Below are 17,278 nucleotides of genomic sequence, written 5' to 3'. Positions count from 1 at the left end.
TTAAAATCGTAATACCCTCATTATTCACAATTTTACTGCAATGACCTCTCATGAGAATATAAAATATATATCATGACAATTAAGGGAATATTTTTAGTAAGCGGACCAAAGGGGTGAAGCCAAAAAACAGGTTCAATGGCCGTTAAAAGTAAACTGTATGTAATAATCATGAGTAATTGCATCAAATAACAGAGCTTCAAGTTTTTCCCTGTCAGCAACCAAATTCCAATTGATACGTCTATTATGCTACCCAGCAATATACTCAGATTTGCTAAAGACGCTGTAAAACCGTTATTCACGAGAATATCGTAACCAATCTCTCTAGCAAAAAACGCTGATGTGAGTCCCGTCATTATCCAAAGAAAACTAAGACTCATTTTTGAAATAAAACAAATATTTGAAGGCAACACAATAAATCCTATATTACCGGAAATGGCTTAAACACCATCAACCAAAGAATAACCAGTATTGAAATAAATGCAGGTATACCAAGTAACGTCCAGCGCCTCATCATCACATTAAATTCAGGATCAAAACACCCTGTTTGTAAAGCCTCATCCGCTAATGCTTTTAATTTATATTGAATAAACACAACTGGAACCCAACATATGCCAATAAATATAAATAGTGAAATGACGACAAAAAACCATTTGGCTGTAAATGAATACCCAAGAAGATTCATCAATAGCACACCGCTAATAAATTGAACCAAAATTGCTGGAGCTGTAAATATCCAGTCCGCTAATACAACATGTCGAGCCGTCACAGCGATAGCCTGCAAATTCGATGTGCGACTCACCATGAACATAAAAAATGCAATCCCAGCACCCGTGCCCGTTACAACCACTGCACTTAATATGTGTATCATTTTTAAAAGTAAATAATTATCCATTAATCACCTCCGTTTGATGATAGATACCAAGTCGCGTTGCTTCTTTATCGAATTCATCCATGGTGAATAAACCTAGGCAAGGCATTGCACCTGTTTCATTTATTGACCCCATAATTAATTTTTTAGCTAATATGATAGCTGAAATCGTTGGGATAAAAGGACCGACACCATCCTCTGCACATAAATTCCATTTAACACTGATCGGAGTATTATTTACATCATAACCAGAAAGATTAACCTGCATGCCTCCTGTACTGGTACCTAAATATTTAAACACCTCACTTGAATGAAAAATAGGCGCTGTAAATTTTGACCAGTTTTTAACAAGCCCTTTTTTCGTTAAAAAAGCCATTAAAACCATCCCGAAATGCAATATCGGCAGTTCTAAACCGGCTTGAAAATTAACCGTGTTAACAGAAGTATAGCGCTTAGGAAAAAGCTCTAAATCCGGAACATTAAGATTAGCCAACCATCGATTACCAATAGCTTTGCCAAACCATAATTTTCTTGGCGACATCCAACCATACTGCTCAATCCATCGCCCTTTTTTAAAAGCCTGAAAGGAATGACCTGTATAAGATAAAATACCTTTCACTGTTGCCTCACCACGCTCAGCTTTATTACCTGGGGCAATTGCCATATCAATTTCATCAAGCTTTGAAAAGCGCGCCATAAAATGATCAACGACAGCAGATGAAAGGCCTGGTACTGAGCTAGCACCAGATACTAATAATACTTTTTTATCTTTAGCTTGATCATTTAATTCAGTTATATCACAAACAAACCGGCGATCATCAGCCAAATCAATATAATGACTGCCAACACTCAGACATGCCTCTGGAACACGATAATCTTGACCTTGAAATGGCCCACCTGTATGAATCACAATATTTGGAGATAATGCGTTTAATCTATGAGAAAAGTCAGAATGGTGAATATCGAGAATAGCAGACTTAACATCAGCACTTGCCCCGTTTAAAATTAATTCATTACAAAGAGCATTAGCTTTCTTTTCATTTCTACCTGATATAATAATTTCAATATTTTCAATCAATGATAGATTTTCAGCAATTCGCTTGCCAAAATTCCCATAACCACCAAGAATTAAAACTTTACTTTTTTGCATAGATACTCTTATTCTCTCTTAAAATACAGCCAACTTATTGAAATATATTTATTATACTGAATTTCACTCGCGATATTAAAATCACAATAATAAAACTATAAATACCGTTAGTTATTTTTCATTTAACCTAAAGTTAATTCGGGGTTTATCATCCATTCTAACTAAACCCATAATCAAATAAATTATCATATTTCAATAAAGCAAAAGTCCAAAGCATGATAATAACAAAGATTACAAATAAAAATTTGTAACCTACAATATTTTTTTGTAGCAGAAGACTGAATGACACCCTTAATAAAACTTGGTATTAGAACAACTGTCATTACAAATAAATAACTGACTTTAAACAAGAACGATACAACGATTATTTGAATCAAAATAAAAATCAATTGTCGATTGATCACTCCTCTCATATATACAAGCCCCCGTTAGCCTTATCCATTAATAAGCACATAAAATGCAGACAAGCATCTTTTCTGATTAACTTTATGCTTATACTATATCATTTACCCTATCTAGAAATTTTAATACGAGGAATAGCTTTAAAGTCGCGCAACTCAATATCGCATTCAATTTGATAATAAGCCCACGCCACAATTGAGTGTTTTACTGCTAAATCTAGGCTACATATTAAAATTAAATTGGGTTCCCTTTCTACGCCCAGCCATTCAATAAAGTAGATCGTAAATAGGCCCTTGCCTTTAGATAGCTGCGCGATACGGATTCTTTTGTAAGACTATTAACCATCACTATATTGCTAATAACCTTATAGTCGAACATTTCAGGCTCAAGAAGCTTTATATCGTTTACAAAATATTCGCTATAAAGCGCATCTATCATCTGCAGATTTTACCTAGTAAAGGGTATGGTGTTAATAGTGAAAATATGATTAAAAACAGCAAGGTCATACGATAAGCTAAAAAGCTAAAACTAACTGATGTTACCAACAAAGAGCGATTGATTCTGAAGGTTCTAACCACTAGAATGCCGCTGCTCAAAACTAGAGCTGTAGTCAAATCCGGAGACTCTATGAAAATAATCACGCTAGCAGTATTACTATCCATTTTACCCACTATGATTATGACCGCTAATGCTGATGAAGCACCTTACCAGCACATTATCGGGATTAACTGGGGGTATGGCTCAACCGTTTTAGACACCAAGCACGCCAAGAATGAAGAGGGTGACATGTTTATTGCCGAATATCACTACCGCTATATGATTCAACCAAATTTAGGGATAGAAGCAGGCTATAAAGATGCGGTGAATGGCATTGGCACAATATTGGTAAGCTCATTGAACAGCGTTAAGGATATTAGCTTTAGCGGCCCTAGAGTAAGTGCCTATGCCGATTATCCTTTTGGTGACATTTTTAGTATATACGCAAAAGCAGGCCTTACTTATTACGAACTTGAGTACACCTACAAAACTGAAAATCAATCACAAGATTACGATAAAACCAGTCTTGGTAGCGAAATCGCTGCTGGATTAAGCTGGGGATTTAAACATATTGGATTCAATATAGAATATAACTACGCTAATAGTGACACTCTAGAGTTAGATGCCGTTATGCTTGGCGCGAGTGTTCGCTTTTAAATTCGAGCGTTAAAAGATAAAAAACAAGCTGGTGTTACAGCTTGTTTTTTATATTTGTATTAATAGTCGTTACGCGTTTTATAGACAACCGAAACAGGCTTGCTTGAACGTTCAAACTCAACCATTGCATAATCAAGTTTATCTAACGCCTCTACCGAAGGATCACAAAGCCCTGGGTTAAATTCATATACTTCGGTTGCCGTAATCAACCTTGTCTCATTATTTTCAGAAACCTCAGTTATCTCCAAGTTTGAACAAACGCCTATATTTGTCAGCAATACAACCACCTCATTCACTTCAAAATTAGGATTAGGAGCCGCTCCTGAGATACTAGGGATATCTAACGAAATATCATTAAAGCTGCTGCTGTTTTTGCCACTAAAATTTGACCACCTGCAACGTCAGACTGCGTTCCTTCAGATGAAATTTTAAAATTAACAGGTCTATATTTATTCGTTTCATTATCACTATCATAATCATCAAGCTCACACCCTAAAAGAAAAGTGGGCAGTAAACATAGTGCAGCTAGTCTTTTCAAATTTTTCATTCACTATTCCTTTTATAAGCATTCCTAATACTTACCTGACAAGGTAAGTTAAACGATATCTAATCATTTATTTTAAATTTCTACTGATTATATTATGTATGTGCATAAAACCATACCACTAAGGTAACCACTGTTAACAGTGCAATCTAAATTAAAAGTAAAGACAGGCCTATTAATAGGTTTTTCTTATTATTTATTATAATTTAATTTTCCATTACGACTATCTGCTCTTGTGTTAATGGATTCTCAACTTGATGGCGGTTTCCTTTGATCAATTTAGTTGCATATCATACTGAGAATCTAGCAGAACCCAAACGCCCACGTTTTAATCCCACCACCATATTTATGAGTATTATTCCCCCTAAACATCGTCACATGAATCGCTATACCTTCTCTCTTAATTTTAAAGCGAAACGATAAGCGTGATCTTTGTTTATAAAATCTCTAACTAATTTCACTCACACATAACACCTAAATATATAACAACTTATAATAAAGTAAGATTACAAAAATTAAAATTATTTATATATAACTTAATCACTATTGATATTAAGTTTCATTTCAACAAGTGTTTTAACAAATCCTACTTTCTTATAGGCATTAACAGCAGCGTCGTTTTCATTATAAACATCTAAATAAAAGTCACTTACGTCTTGCGTTTTACTCCATTTTATAAGGGTATCCAATATTTGTTTATTAATACCTAGTCCCCTATATTCTGGCACGACATACATAAACCCTAAATATGAATGTTTGACATGTTCAAGGGCTTGCTTAGACACTCTAATTTGCGCATAGCCTGTGCCTATAATACGGCCACTTGATTCAGCAACCATTAAATTCGACGAAGCATCTTGAAGTAAGTTATCAAGATCATAATAAGACGCATCTTTGAGTTTTATTGTCTGGTTATATGGCCGCTCAGCGTCAATAATAGCTTGTTCCAATTGAAGTAAAACGGTCTTATCCTGTATTAATGCTTTTCTAATCATTATATTTTGCATGTGACTTTTACCTAAATCTTACACTTAGTAGTTTATCTTATACTGATTATATTTTGATAGCACTTATTACATACCCCACCGTATTAAAATATGGTTCAACCGTGCATTGCTTCAGTCGCACTCTCGACTTTATCGCTACTAATAAAAAACAAACAACTAGAGTGTAAAATCATCAAACGTGGATAGAACACTCTTACGAACAAGCATAATCAGCTAGAGATATTGCGCGATAAATATCTATAACTGAATGACGAGTTATTCATTAATAATGAGAGAAAAAAGTCAGTTTTTTGGGAGGATAAATTGGGAAATTAAGCTTCTATATTTTTGAGTTGTGCAAAATACTATTAAAATAGCACTATGAGCGATATCTTATAATTCACAATATAAATATTATTAAGCTCTCTATGAGCGAGAGCCTGATAAAGTATAATTACGAATTAAGCACCGTAAAATACAGCGTGACATACTATATTTAACAACATGCATGACAGCCACATTTAGAATGTGGCTGTATCATTAAGTATTATCTTGATTGGCAGCCAAGTGTCGCAACAATGCATATACTTGCTTGGGTGACAAATCAGCCGGTTCAAATACACTTTGATTTAGCTTTGCTAGTAGTTGCATAAAAACAGGTGTACTCCCGGCATACCCCATATTCCATTCCTTGAACGTCTGTTTCTCAATGTATTCATAACTTACAATTATAACGTCAGAATGCCTTGGGTCATCAACGATATGAAAAAACAATTCATTAACGGCATTAATCTCGCCTTCGAGTGCTTGTACAAAATAGCGATTGTCATAACACAGCATGCCGCATAAGCCTTTGCCACTGTTATTCTCTCTAGCGACGGTTAAGATGTCCTTCATATCTGAAAGCGACATCTCTCGACTAGCAGAACTATAATAAAGTAAACGGACCAAAGAATTCATTATATCAACACCATGCTATTTCAGTTTTATGGTTTATAGTTTGAAGTATTAGCCCAACATTTACTAAACATCAACTAAAGGCAGTAGCATAGATGCGCAAACTTCTCGTTTACTCGACTGAAGCTGATCAACTACAACCTTTCATACCTAAACAATATGAATCCATATTTTTTAGCAATGCAAAGTCACTGAACAAAACGGTGCGATCCAACGCTCCGACTGAATTGTTTTTGCACATCACAGAATTAGATCAAGTCGATATTGTCTTAGGCATCGGAGAATATATACGATCAGGGTTAAGTAACGGGTCAATATGGTTACGTATATTCATTGAAGAGGGTTTAATTAACGAACAAGAAAAATTAAGCCAGTCTGCATTATTTAATGACATCATTATATTGGGTAATCATCATAAAGCTCTGATCAATCAGTCTAATACCCAACTAATTGATCATGTTGATACAAATAAAAAATTAATAGAAGAAAAAGATGCACAGACTCAAATGCTATCCTCTATCAATCGTTTTTCTCATCATCGTCAGCCCATGCAACAGTTAGTTCAGTCATGTGCAGAGGCCCTCACTCAATTTTGCCATGGTTATTCCGCCGTTTTAGTTACACCAAAAAAAATAAAAGCATTAAAAAATGTCCACTGGGAGATTCCTGAGAGCACCATTAATGAGATGACCACGCAAGACGTGAACGACTTTATTAATACCGTAATGCAATGTAAGACACCTAAAATAGAGCTACTACCAAAAAACTTAAATGACCAAAAAATTCTACACATTATCGACATTGAAATTGGCAGTTATATTACATTTCCAATTGTTATATATAACAACATAATTGCCTCTATTGTGTGCTTCATTGCCGAAAAAGATTTAGATAAAATATCCACCACTCAACTGAATGTCATGCGTGACACATCAAATCAGTTACAAATCATACTTGAAAGACGATTTTCAGAGTCAAAACTTGCCAGTCAGTATCAAAGACTTAAAGAAACCATCTCAGAGCTAAAAGTCACTCAAGACCAGTTAATTCACTCAGAAAAAATGGCATCCGTTGGACAAATGGCCGCAGGCCTTGCCCATGAAATAAATAACCCACTTGCCTTTGTTATTGGTAACTTTGGCCCATTAGAAGAGTATGTCGGCACTATTATTGATATGTTGAATCTGCATGATAAATTTGTAACCTCATTAGATGAATCTACGGATACCTCTGGCGTTAAAAATGAAGTGAGCGCACTAAAAGAAGACAATGATTTGGACTTTGTCATTTCGGATGTAAAAGCAATTGTTAACGATTCCCGCGAAGGCTTATTAAGAGTAAGGGATATCATCAGTGACCTAAGTAGCTTCACTCGCAAAGATCAACTTGAAACAAACACCGTTAATATTGAACTCATGATAAATGAAACTCTGCGCTTACTAAAATATGACATAAATGATGATGTCACACTTTCACATACAATTAACGCATCCTCTGAATTAGTATCTCATCGAGGTTTTATACAACAGATTTTAACTAACCTTATTAAAAATTCGAATCATGCATTAGAAGATCAACCTGAAAACAAAGATAAAGCCATCATACTCAAGGTATATGAGTCCAATAACAACATTATATTCAGTGTTTCTGATAACGGGCCTGGCATCCCTAGCAGCATTAAGACACAGATATTTGACCCTTTTTATACGACTAAAGAGATTGGTAAAGGAACAGGACTTGGCTTATCAGTCTCTTATAATTTAGCCAAAAAAATGGGTGGAGAATTAACCGTTGATTCTGACGGGTCAACTTCAACCGAATTTAAGTTAGTTATTCCGTTAATCCATAATTCGTCAAATTAAGATTATACATTGACCATAAACTCATATCGTTAAATGGCCTTTCATTCTCGATGAAAGGCCAAAATCTAAGTATTTATGTTGATTACTCAGGCCACTGAACATCACCTTTAATGACTTTTAAACTGAACCCTAATATTTTAGCATCCTCATAATTTTGATACTTCTCTAACATACTCTTTATTAATTACGTGGCACTGTCCGATTTTTTATCACTATCATCAAAGCCTGACACATAGTTTTTTGTAGCATGGACAACATCAATATTTCTCTTCGCATCGCCAAGAACATGCCCTGCAATTACTCGGTTTGGCTTAAGGTCAATCATGTTTTCAAGTGTTTTAATCCAAGCCATTCGAGATTCACTGGTTTGGTTATCGGCCATCCATAAGTGCATATTTTCAGATAGCACCACACCACATAACACGGTTTTATCTGACGCTATCCAAGCAAATGCATGCGCAGGACCATGGTAATTAAACACAATTATTTTAATTTCATTACCATCAATCATAAGTCGGTCGTTGTTAGCTTTTCAAGTAACAGTAGTTTTTCTGGCGTATTCTCTTTAAGAATTGGCTCCCTGTATGCTTTTTTGTCCTGCATAGATTTTTTATTTTTTCTACCGTTACAGCAGTGGCGACAATGCGAGCGTCAGGAAACGCAGCATTGAACACATCTAACCCAAAATAAAAGTCGGGATCACCATGGCTGATATAAATAGTGGCCAACGTCTTGCCGCTAGCTTCAATCATTTCTACTAATCTTTGCGCATCATTTTTTGAAATTGCGCATCAAATAAAATCGCTTCACTCGGACCTACCACTAAAGTAGAGGTTGCTGGGAATAATAATTGCTCAACTGGATTATAAACCTGTAAATCAAACGTCGCAGTACCCCCAGGCTGCCCACTAAACAAGCCGTTAAAGCCGCTAACACAAGCGCACCTACCGTTGCAAAAATTCGTCATATATTACCTAATTTAAAGTAAGTTATCTGTGCTCATAGAAGCTGACTGGCAGTATATGTATCTATAATCGATCGAAAAACCCAACCAACCAGTCTAGTTTGCGGCATAATTCGAACATATAGAGCAATCTCAAATCTAAATACGCTTAATAACTGAGATAAAGCAAATGGACAGGATTCAGGCCGCGAGAGTGTTCATAGAAATTGTTGAGCGTGGCAGTATGATTGCGGCGATTTGAAAAACGGTGAAAAAATTTCGCAACCTGTTAATGGGCATTTAGTCGTAAACGACTCAGAAATTTTATTAAAAGCTGCACTACATCATGCCAGTATAACTTGCCAACCCAGAGCAGATGCGCAACCTTACTTAAACAATGGTAAATTGCTCTAAGTATTACCTCAATATCAGTTAGAAATACTCGGTATTTATGCTGTATATCATTCACGTAAGCGCATGCCACAGGCATTACGGTTATTATTGGATATGCTATAAAAAATAGAAAGAATAAAACATTAATATTAATCTTTTTTGTCACTATTCATTCAAACCTCAACCTATTTTATTACTTCCACTAAATACGCCATTAAAAACTCATTGGCTAGCTTTTCCTATAACTATACACATAGCATTTTCTTTCCAATAAAAAATATTAATAAAATTGAAATAATCATCACACATCCCACAATTCAAAATTTAAGGTCTATCACTTTATTAAACTCAATTGTAGAATGACAAACAATTGTTCACTTGACTGCAACTTTATTAGGTCGCGGCACGTATAGGTATATGAGTACATGTCCTTGGATAACCATGAGTTAACAGATTTATTGGCACACTGCGCATTACGTGATCAAAAAGCACTAGAAACGTTATACAAAAAAACCGCCGCTTATCTTAATACTGTGGCTTATCGTATTCTCGGCTCAAGTGATAGTAGCAATGATGTGTTGCAAGAATCCTTTATACAAATTTGGGAGAATGCTGCAAGCTATACTCAGGCTCAAGGAAACCCAACCACCTGGATGACGAGCATTGTTCGATATCGTGCTATCGACAAACTAAGACATGAAAAACGTCATCAAAATCGTCCCCACCATGAAGAAGAATCGGACATTTTACTAAACACGCCCTGTGACGATACACAGGAAGAGGTTTTTAGCCGCTTTCGCTTAAATGAACAACTCCAAGAGTGTCTAAGTGCCATGAATCATAAATTCAAACAAAGTATTGAGTTAGCCTATTTATACGGTTACTCACGTGAAGAATTGGCAGATACATTAGGGGCAAATGTTAATACAGTGAAATCTTGGTTAAAGCGCGGTGGCGTGAAACTAAAAAACTGCATGGAAGGCAGAAGTGAGGGTTCAAACAATGATTAACCCAGATGATCAAAACGCACTCGCCCTTGAATATGTGCTCGGTACATTAAGAGGCGAAGAACGCAAAGCGTTTGCGAAACAATTACCCACCAATGACAGCTTAAAAGAAGCCGTACACTATTGGGAAAACATACTCATGCCCGCCCCTGACAGCGTGCCATTATTAGCCCCCAAAGCCAGTACATTGAAAAAAATTCAAGCCGCTATTAACCCTGCGAATTCTGCAAAAAAAGAAAAACCCATCAGCATATGGGAAAAACTTCTGCCTTGGAAAATCATCACCAGTGCCGCTTTTGCCATGTTATTAGTGGTTAGTGGTGTATTACTTAACAATACACTTAACCCAGAGGTACATCATAATACCGACTATGTAGCGATACTTGTGGATGACAGTGATAATCCAATTTTAACCGCGCTTACTACCCGCCATAATGGTACTCTTTGGTTAAAATGGGAGAAATGGCAGTCAATGGACAACCACAGCATGCAACTGTGGGCTAAATCTCGTCGTGATGGCCAAATCAGACCGCTATTGGTATTTGGCAACAATAAGCTTAAACACATCGTATTAGACGAAGCCACATTACGTTTAATTCATGATTCTTCTCACTTAATCATTACGCAAGAAGAAGTGGGAGGCTCATCACTTGATGAACCCAGTGACATAATTATTGCGAAAGGTGTTTGTATTCGTCTAGCTGAAACAAAAGACAGCGCATGATACCAAGCAACCATTATGGCTCGCCAATCATTATTACACTGCTCGTAATGCTAACGATGACGCACGTTAAAGCTACGACGCTTAACGTGCAAGATGAGCAATTACAAGCCTGCTTGCAAGAGCTTGCCGACACTCATAAATGGCAACACACAAACAACGTACTAAAACTAAAATGCCACAGCAAAGGAATTCGATCATTACGTGGCTTAGAGAAATTTAAACACTTAGAAGTACTCTCGCTTTACAACAACAAACTTAAACACATTGATATTGATCTGGCGCAATTATCAAATTTAAAAATATTAAACATCGCCCGCAATAACTTAACTCATTTAACGGTTAGCCATTTATCCAAGCTTAATAAGTTGTATGTATTTGATAACCAGCTAAAAACCTTAACACTATCAAATTTAGTAACACTTAAACAATTTAAAGCCAACAACAATAAAATTGAACACTTCACTTACTCTAACCTCCCACAGCTAGAGAAAATATATATTTTCAACAATCAACTAGAAACCATTAATATTTATGACGTACCCTCATTACACTACATGGACTGTCGACAAAACCCAATGCCAGATTCGCTCTACGACGAAATGGACCAACAAGATAATGTCACCTTCCTTCACGACGGTAACGCCGAAGATTGGTAATCCACTCACTTTCGTTCTTGGGTTGATTGCAATTATCGTTACACTCTTAAGTACATCACAGCCTGTTCTCACACTTGAATATGAATATGGCAACCACACATTTGAATTCAGTTCCCGTAGCCGTATCGCACACATTAACGCGGATAAGAATGCCCGTGCTGCATCCGTTTTATTGCGTTTAAATGCCACAAGTGAATGGAATACACAATTTTCGACCTTATTCGAAATTGATCATGTGACACTGGGCTGGAAAGACAAATTTAGTAATGGCGAGCACTTTAATGGCAAACCCGTTATACCCGATACAGCTGGAAACGATTTGAATCAAGCATTACTGCGTTACACACCCGTAAACACCCTCACATTCACATTGGGGCGTGAAGCCGTTAATTTTGGCAATGAACGCTTCGTGGGCACAAATGGCTTTTGGCAAAACGAGCAAACTCTTGATACTACAGGCTTTAAGTATGAGTTTGGCTCTGCATCTAGTGTGGTGTATCGCTACGTTGATAATGCTAATCGCATCAATGGCCAAGATGCAGGTAAAAAATTAAGTCCATCAGATTCTAACTTTGTAGCAAACAACGGCGTACGCCCCGCTCCCTTTCTTGGAGACCATGACCATAATACTCATCTATTATTTGCTGAATTAAACGAATCGGATTTTTCAAAAATACACGCTTATTATTTTCACATGGACATCAAAGATGCCAATGCACTTTCTAATCAAACCTTAGGCATACGTTACGAATATAAAGGGCGCTGGCATAAACTGCGCACACTTGCTCATGGTGAATTTGCATTACAACAGCGCACCGAGGTTAATAATAATGCTAATTTACAATACCACGACATAGGGGTAGGCATGGGTTATCGAACGAATGAAATGTCAGTCAATTACCAACGGCTAGCTGAAAACGACGGCATTAGCTTTGTAACACCTTTGGCTTCATTACATGATAAAAATGGTTGGGCAGATAAGTTTTTAGCCACACCCAATACAGGCTTACGCGATTATAAACTGCACTATATATGGCGAAAAAACCCGCTTAAAATCGATGCCCGCTACCATGTATTTCATACGGATAATAGCGACTCAAAAATTGGGGAAGAACTCGATATTGACCTTATATTGAAACTCAACCGCGGCAATACCATATTACTTCGCTATGCCGACTTTATTGCCCATACTGATAATCATTCCGATGATCAACGCGTATTTTTGATGTACACCCATAATTTATAATCACAATCTGCGTAAAAACAAAAAAGGCACTGTATTCATACAGTGCCTTTTATATATTAAGACTCTTTAAAGGATATTAAGCCCCCTGCAATCGTACTGGCCGAATTTGTACTAAGCTGCCAATTACAAATGCAAGCAACAAAATCAATGTAAAGCCAAGGCTTTGCCAGTCAAATTCATCATCGGTTTGTTGTACCGGTTGCTGTTCAAGTTTTTGCCCTTCTACCATTTCCTCTGCACTGTTAGTTTGTGCTTGCTCGGCTAAATCTTGTGCCACTGCCGAATCACTGGCGGCGAGTAAAGCGCCTAAACCAAAGCCTTGTGCTTTATCAGCCATATAATCATTAAAGGTTTGATTATCGGTCAATACTTTGTGATCACGTTTAACTTCAAGATATGTTTCAACCAATTGTTTAATGGTATCGTCATCTGTTTGCCAATATTCTTTGCGTTCGGCTTCTAACATGCGTTCAATCATTTGCGCTAAGTTAGCGGGGTTCGATTTTTCAAAGAATTCACGCATATCCATATCGTATTTATCTTTCACATAAATGTCTGCGAATTCTTGCCACTGGCTATCCGTAATACCATCCGGATGCATGACGGTCCAGCCCCAAAAGTTATTCATGCGGTCAAGCATTTGTAGCGCACCCGCGTAGCCTTCTTTCTGTACTTCTTCAATCCAACGGGGGTGAAAACTACGATTGCGTAATTCACGTGCCATAAAACGATCAAAGTTTTCACTTTTCACATGATTTTTTTCACGTAAATTAGCGATGTACATTTTTGGACTTTTACCATCAAGATTACGAATGGCTAACGACATGCCCCCAAAATATTGAAAAGGGTCATCACTGGTAATCATGCCGTATAAGTTAGAAGAGCGACTAAACAAGACAGCGTCAGTCCCTGACAGGGCTTTGCCATATAAGCCAGACACTTTATCGCTCCAACGCTTTGCATCACTACCAAAAGCATAACCCATACGCTTTAGGTATAAATCAGATAGTTTAGAGTCAGTCTCCCAAGTATCACTGGCCAAGCTTGTATCTGCTAACCCACTGCCATAGGCGCCTGTCTCATTAGAAAAAATACGCACACTTGATAAGTACTCAGCGTCTGCTTCGGTTTGACCTTCTGCCAGTAACGCTGCTTTTAAAATTTCACTGTTTTTATAAATCGAATTGTTATCTTCTTTTAACTCAGCCACTTGTTTAATGGCTTTTGCTAACATCAGCATGACGTTAGGGAACGCATCTCGGTATAATCCTGTTGCCGACATGACTACATCCACACGTGGACGTTTTAGCTCACTGTAAGGGATAATTTCGGTGCCGCGTAAAAAGCCGTTTTCATCCCACTTAGGCTTAACCCCCATGGCCGCTAATACTTGGCTTTCGAGCACACCATGATGGCGCATGGTTTCAAGTGACCAAAGGGAAAATGCTAGTTTATTTGGGTATTGGCCTTTTTCAGCATAATGGTTAGCAATTAAGTCTTCGACTAGCTTTTTACCCACCTGCCATGCTGCTTTTGATGGCACTTTAGCTGGATTGAACCCCAATAAGTTTTTGCCTGTTGGCACCGCATCATGAGAGCGTATCGGATCGCCACCATAACCCACGTCGATAAATTCACCATTAAGAGCGGATAGCAAACTTGGCATTTCTTGCTGATCACGTATGCGCTTAGCGAAATCATCGGCTTGTGTAAGGTATTGCGCTAATTTATCGGGTACATCAAGGGCTTGTTGTTCAACTAATGTGGCCCACAATAATTTAAACCCTGGTGTATCATCAAGCTGCACAACGTTGTTGTCTTCCATTTTTTGTGAGAACACACCTGGCTGATTACTCAGTTTAATATCCGTTATGTTTTCATACGCACTGGCCTGAACTTTAAATTCAGAACCCAACATTTGTGAGACAGTTGTCATAAGATGAATATTATTAAGCGTATCGCCAAAGGTATGCATACCTAAAGGTTGTGACTCCGCTGCTAGCTCATGCATGTAGTCATGGAGTACATCCATAAACCCGCCAAAGTTTTCACGCATTTGTGCTTCGGTAAAACCAACATCTTCAAAAATATTTAATTTTGCCGCTAAATCAATAATATTCGTTTCAACCACTTGCTTAGTCTTACCATTCGCTAGCAACATGTGCTCTTCTAATAATTCTTCTATCTCGGCCATATCGCCGTAGTAACCCGCTTCTGCAAAGCCTGGTGCCATATGTGAAATCATAGTGGCACGGCCACGGCGCTTGCCTTGCATGGCTTCGCCTACGTTATCCATAATGTATGGGTAAACAACAGGGACATTACCCACTGTTAGCTGTGGCGCGTCGTACATAGATAGCCCACGCTCTTTACCCGGTAACCATTCCTGTGATCCATGCGTACCAAGATTAATAAACGCATCCACGCCAAACTTTTGCTTAGCGTATAAATAAACCGCCAAGTAAAAGTGATTTATGGGGGCATTTGTATTGTGATATAGAGCTTTATGTTTATCCGCTTCATCGCTGCGTGAGGGTTGCGGCATAACAATTAAGTTACCTAATTTCATTTGAGGAATCACAAATGCAGGCTCACCATTAACCATGCGCACATACTGGTGCTTAGTTGGGTCGCCCCAGTGCGCTAAAATATCGTCGCGTAGGGTTTGTGGTAATGTATTCAACCATTTACTGTAATCTTTTACTGGCAAGTAATCGCTTAGGCCTTTATCCATTAAGGACTCTAAACCTTGCTTTGAATAAAACGGACGTAATATCTCTTCCACTTCTTCGATTAAAACCTCAGGGGATTTTAAATTAACGTTATAACCCTCTGCTTTCATGGCTGAAACAATATTAAAAATGGAGTCTGGAATATTTAAAAACGCCGCGCCCATGTTTTTATCCCCTGGCGGGTAGTTCCAAATAAACATGGATAATTTTTTATCTGCGTTCGCTTTTATACTCAATTGGCCTTGCTTAATCGCACGCTGTGCAATGGCATCAATATGATCAAGCATAGGCTGAGCGGTGCGAGTCGTCGGGTCGGTTGTTGCAATCATAGTTGGATCAATAATACCGGCGCTTTCTGGCATCATTAAAAAATAAGGTGACATCATGGCACTAATACCAGCATGATCTGCATCAAATGAAGCACGGTCCCCTTCGCGATAAATCAAACCATGTAATACGGGTACGTTTAGTTCAGAAAAATTTTCTTTATTCTTTTGCGCTTCATGCAACATACGATAATTAATTAAGCTGTTTACTTTACCTTTAATTAAAGAGGTAAACGCTTCATTATCAGAGCCTTCAAAAAAAACAGCAAAACCGCTACCGCCTTGTTTTTCAAGGGCCGCTAACGTGGCATCTACGACGTTTGTTTGTTCGCTTTCGATTGCACTTCTGTGAAATAAAACAGCCACCTTATTGTCACTGCTGTTTTTAGTATCTAACCACTTATAAAATGAGGTTTTATCCCCTGTTAATAATGTCGGGAATTCAGGATGATAAAATCCATTTTGCGGTAAAATAATTGCTGTCTGATAGGGTTGCTGCGTATTAAATAAGTGAGTATTGATGTACGCAAACATGTTTTCAAAATTCACTCGTAAACCATTCGACAAATACATATCGATGGCTTGTTTATGCTCTACTGAAATGTCTTTATTTAAGCCTTTAAATTGATTAAAACCATTGGCTAATGTTCTCACATTCTTACATTGTGATAACGCTCTAGGATAAGCGCCGTACATACCCGCTGCGGCTTCCTCACTTACCGCTTGCATGAGCACTAGTTGATAATTACATAGTGTTTTCAAACCTTTATCTTTGGCAAATTTACCTGCACTCATCGCATCGAGAGTTAAGCCATTTTTTTTAGCCGATTCGATTAAAATAGTACTTTTTGCTTTTGATAAATGGTTATCACCTAAAAACAAAATTTGGCTGTTTTGTGCGTGACTAGTGGCCACTATCAGTAGCCAGCCCAATAGGGCTAAGCAATAACGTTTAATCATTGTTACTTCCTTTTCCATCTTTATTTTGCGGTACATATACCATAGAGCCATCTTTCATTTGATAGGCGGTACCCGCTTTCTGGCCATTACCACTGCCAATGTCACCGTTGGATTTAAATTGCTTAATCTCATTACCTTCTTTCACAATGATTTCCATGTTGGGTTCACCTTCATTTTTAATGACAGTGACATTTTCGCTGCTAAACGGATTAAGCGGGTTTTGTGCAATAGAGATAATCAATGCAGCAATAATTACTAAAAATACATCAACTAAATTCACCGCGGTTGTGATTGGGTCTAGATCATCATCGTCTGTTAAAAACTTCAT

The 17,278-nt window shown here is 37.5% G+C and carries 18 protein-coding genes; 6 read left to right on the top strand and 12 right to left on the bottom strand.

The window, feature by feature from the left end:
- Window positions 1–32 precede the first annotated feature (32 nt).
- Genes ACU6U9_RS04430 through ACU6U9_RS04420 form a run of 3 tightly spaced genes read right to left on the bottom strand, consistent with a single transcriptional unit; the run spans window position 33 to window position 2,018 of the window.
- On the bottom strand, window positions 33–410 hold the full coding sequence (locus ACU6U9_RS04430) for a DoxX-like family protein (protein WP_446733854.1): 378 nt from the start codon (window positions 408–410) through the stop codon (window positions 33–35).
- A gap of 8 nt (window positions 411–418) precedes the next feature.
- Complete coding sequence (locus tag ACU6U9_RS04425; protein ID WP_446733853.1) at window positions 419–892, bottom strand: DUF2269 family protein; 474 nt, start codon at window positions 890–892, stop codon at window positions 419–421.
- Window positions 885–2,018: a saccharopine dehydrogenase family protein gene (locus tag ACU6U9_RS04420; protein WP_446733852.1), complete on the bottom strand. Its 1,134-nt coding sequence runs from the start codon at window positions 2,016–2,018 to the stop codon at window positions 885–887. The genes ACU6U9_RS04425 and ACU6U9_RS04420 overlap by 8 nt, the downstream gene beginning before the upstream one ends.
- A gap of 1,029 nt (window positions 2,019–3,047) precedes the next feature.
- On the opposite strand from ACU6U9_RS04420, the gene ACU6U9_RS04415 reads away from it, so the two are divergent.
- Window positions 3,048–3,614, top strand: a complete 567-nt coding sequence (locus tag ACU6U9_RS04415) for a porin family protein (RefSeq protein WP_446733851.1) — start codon at window positions 3,048–3,050, stop codon at window positions 3,612–3,614.
- A 59-nt stretch (window positions 3,615–3,673) separates the two neighbouring features.
- On the opposite strand, the gene ACU6U9_RS04410 is transcribed toward ACU6U9_RS04415, so the two are convergent.
- From ACU6U9_RS04410 to ACU6U9_RS04395, 4 genes are all read right to left on the bottom strand, one after another.
- A complete protein-coding gene (locus ACU6U9_RS04410; protein WP_446733850.1) occupies window positions 3,674–3,892 on the bottom strand; it encodes a hypothetical protein in 219 nt (72 codons plus the stop codon).
- A gap of 62 nt (window positions 3,893–3,954) precedes the next feature.
- Window positions 3,955–4,161, bottom strand: a complete 207-nt coding sequence (locus ACU6U9_RS04405; protein WP_446733849.1) for a hypothetical protein — start codon at window positions 4,159–4,161, stop codon at window positions 3,955–3,957.
- 533 nt (window positions 4,162–4,694) lie between these two features.
- Window positions 4,695–5,165 carry a GNAT family N-acetyltransferase gene (locus tag ACU6U9_RS04400; RefSeq protein ID WP_446733848.1) on the bottom strand — a complete coding sequence of 157 codons (471 nt, stop codon included), beginning with the start codon at window positions 5,163–5,165 and terminating at the stop codon, window positions 4,695–4,697.
- A 519-nt stretch (window positions 5,166–5,684) separates the two neighbouring features.
- Window positions 5,685–6,104, bottom strand: a complete 420-nt coding sequence (locus ACU6U9_RS04395) for a BLUF domain-containing protein (RefSeq protein WP_446733847.1) — start codon at window positions 6,102–6,104, stop codon at window positions 5,685–5,687.
- A gap of 92 nt (window positions 6,105–6,196) precedes the next feature.
- Here ACU6U9_RS04395 and ACU6U9_RS04390 point away from each other — a divergent pair, with 92 nt between their 5' ends.
- Window positions 6,197–7,963, top strand: coding sequence for a sensor histidine kinase (locus ACU6U9_RS04390; RefSeq protein ID WP_446733846.1), 1,767 nt, complete (start codon window positions 6,197–6,199; stop codon window positions 7,961–7,963).
- 184 nt (window positions 7,964–8,147) lie between these two features.
- Here ACU6U9_RS04390 and ACU6U9_RS04385 read toward each other — a convergent pair whose 3' ends face one another.
- From ACU6U9_RS04385 to ACU6U9_RS04375, 3 genes are read right to left on the bottom strand one after another with little or no spacing between them, the layout of a single operon-like run.
- Entirely contained in the window at window positions 8,148–8,474 is a 327-nt protein-coding gene (locus ACU6U9_RS04385; RefSeq protein ID WP_446733845.1) for a hypothetical protein, read from the bottom strand.
- A 13-nt stretch (window positions 8,475–8,487) separates the two neighbouring features.
- Entirely contained in the window at window positions 8,488–8,715 is a 228-nt protein-coding gene (locus tag ACU6U9_RS04380) for a hypothetical protein (RefSeq protein WP_446733844.1), read from the bottom strand.
- 5 nt (window positions 8,716–8,720) lie between these two features.
- A complete protein-coding gene (locus tag ACU6U9_RS04375; RefSeq protein WP_446733843.1) occupies window positions 8,721–8,930 on the bottom strand; it encodes a hypothetical protein in 210 nt (69 codons plus the stop codon).
- A 794-nt stretch (window positions 8,931–9,724) separates the two neighbouring features.
- Here ACU6U9_RS04375 and ACU6U9_RS04370 point away from each other — a divergent pair.
- Genes ACU6U9_RS04370 through ACU6U9_RS04355 form a run of 4 tightly spaced genes read left to right on the top strand, consistent with a single transcriptional unit; the run spans window position 9,725 to window position 12,932 of the window.
- Complete coding sequence (locus ACU6U9_RS04370; RefSeq protein ID WP_446733842.1) at window positions 9,725–10,309, top strand: RNA polymerase sigma factor; 585 nt, start codon at window positions 9,725–9,727, stop codon at window positions 10,307–10,309.
- Complete coding sequence (locus tag ACU6U9_RS04365; protein ID WP_446733841.1) at window positions 10,302–11,030, top strand: anti-sigma factor; 729 nt, start codon at window positions 10,302–10,304, stop codon at window positions 11,028–11,030. The genes ACU6U9_RS04370 and ACU6U9_RS04365 overlap by 8 nt, the downstream gene beginning before the upstream one ends.
- Window positions 11,027–11,686, top strand: coding sequence for a leucine-rich repeat domain-containing protein (locus ACU6U9_RS04360; RefSeq protein ID WP_446733840.1), 660 nt, complete (start codon window positions 11,027–11,029; stop codon window positions 11,684–11,686). The genes ACU6U9_RS04365 and ACU6U9_RS04360 overlap by 4 nt, the downstream gene beginning before the upstream one ends.
- Window positions 11,646–12,932: a hypothetical protein gene (locus ACU6U9_RS04355; protein WP_446733839.1), complete on the top strand. Its 1,287-nt coding sequence runs from the start codon at window positions 11,646–11,648 to the stop codon at window positions 12,930–12,932. The genes ACU6U9_RS04360 and ACU6U9_RS04355 overlap by 41 nt, the downstream gene beginning before the upstream one ends.
- A 76-nt stretch (window positions 12,933–13,008) precedes the next feature.
- Here ACU6U9_RS04355 and cobN read toward each other — a convergent pair whose 3' ends face one another.
- Window positions 13,009–16,950, bottom strand: coding sequence for a cobaltochelatase subunit CobN (cobN, locus tag ACU6U9_RS04350; RefSeq protein ID WP_446733838.1), 3,942 nt, complete (start codon window positions 16,948–16,950; stop codon window positions 13,009–13,011).
- Window positions 16,943–17,278, bottom strand: coding sequence for a DUF2149 domain-containing protein (locus ACU6U9_RS04345; RefSeq protein ID WP_446733837.1), 336 nt, complete (start codon window positions 17,276–17,278; stop codon window positions 16,943–16,945). The genes cobN and ACU6U9_RS04345 overlap by 8 nt, the downstream gene beginning before the upstream one ends.

This window comes from Pseudomonas sp. HK3 (genome assembly GCF_052920985.1).
The sequence above is the reverse complement of the archived record's forward strand: the minus strand, read 5'-3'. Positions and strand labels throughout refer to the sequence as shown.

Bases quoted from the DNA above. Each gene is read 5' to 3' on its own strand.
- ACU6U9_RS04375 (WP_446733843.1), bottom strand. From the start codon at position 8,930: ATGACGAATTTTTGCAACGGTAGGTGCGCTTGTGTTAGCGGCTTTAAC.
- ACU6U9_RS04390 (WP_446733846.1), top strand. From the start codon at position 6,197: ATGCGCAAACTTCTCGTTTACTCGACTGAAGCTGATCAACTACAACCT.
- ACU6U9_RS04380 (WP_446733844.1), bottom strand. From the start codon at position 8,715: ATGATTGAAGCTAGCGGCAAGACGTTGGCCACTATTTATATCAGCCAT.
- ACU6U9_RS04415 (WP_446733851.1), top strand. From the start codon at position 3,048: ATGAAAATAATCACGCTAGCAGTATTACTATCCATTTTACCCACTATG.
- ACU6U9_RS04420 (WP_446733852.1), bottom strand. From the start codon at position 2,018: ATGCAAAAAAGTAAAGTTTTAATTCTTGGTGGTTATGGGAATTTTGGC.
- ACU6U9_RS04365 (WP_446733841.1), top strand. From the start codon at position 10,302: ATGATTAACCCAGATGATCAAAACGCACTCGCCCTTGAATATGTGCTC.
- ACU6U9_RS04395 (WP_446733847.1), bottom strand. From the start codon at position 6,104: ATGAATTCTTTGGTCCGTTTACTTTATTATAGTTCTGCTAGTCGAGAG.
- ACU6U9_RS04370 (WP_446733842.1), top strand. From the start codon at position 9,725: ATGTCCTTGGATAACCATGAGTTAACAGATTTATTGGCACACTGCGCA.
- ACU6U9_RS04345 (WP_446733837.1), bottom strand. From the start codon at position 17,278: ATGAAGTTTTTAACAGACGATGATGATCTAGACCCAATCACAACCGCG.
- ACU6U9_RS04355 (WP_446733839.1), top strand. From the start codon at position 11,646: ATGTCACCTTCCTTCACGACGGTAACGCCGAAGATTGGTAATCCACTC.
- ACU6U9_RS04385 (WP_446733845.1), bottom strand. From the start codon at position 8,474: ATGATTGATGGTAATGAAATTAAAATAATTGTGTTTAATTACCATGGT.
- cobN (WP_446733838.1), bottom strand. From the start codon at position 16,950: ATGATTAAACGTTATTGCTTAGCCCTATTGGGCTGGCTACTGATAGTG.
- ACU6U9_RS04400 (WP_446733848.1), bottom strand. From the start codon at position 5,165: ATGCAAAATATAATGATTAGAAAAGCATTAATACAGGATAAGACCGTT.
- ACU6U9_RS04405 (WP_446733849.1), bottom strand. From the start codon at position 4,161: ATGAAAAATTTGAAAAGACTAGCTGCACTATGTTTACTGCCCACTTTT.
- ACU6U9_RS04425 (WP_446733853.1), bottom strand. From the start codon at position 892: ATGGATAATTATTTACTTTTAAAAATGATACACATATTAAGTGCAGTG.
- ACU6U9_RS04360 (WP_446733840.1), top strand. From the start codon at position 11,027: ATGATACCAAGCAACCATTATGGCTCGCCAATCATTATTACACTGCTC.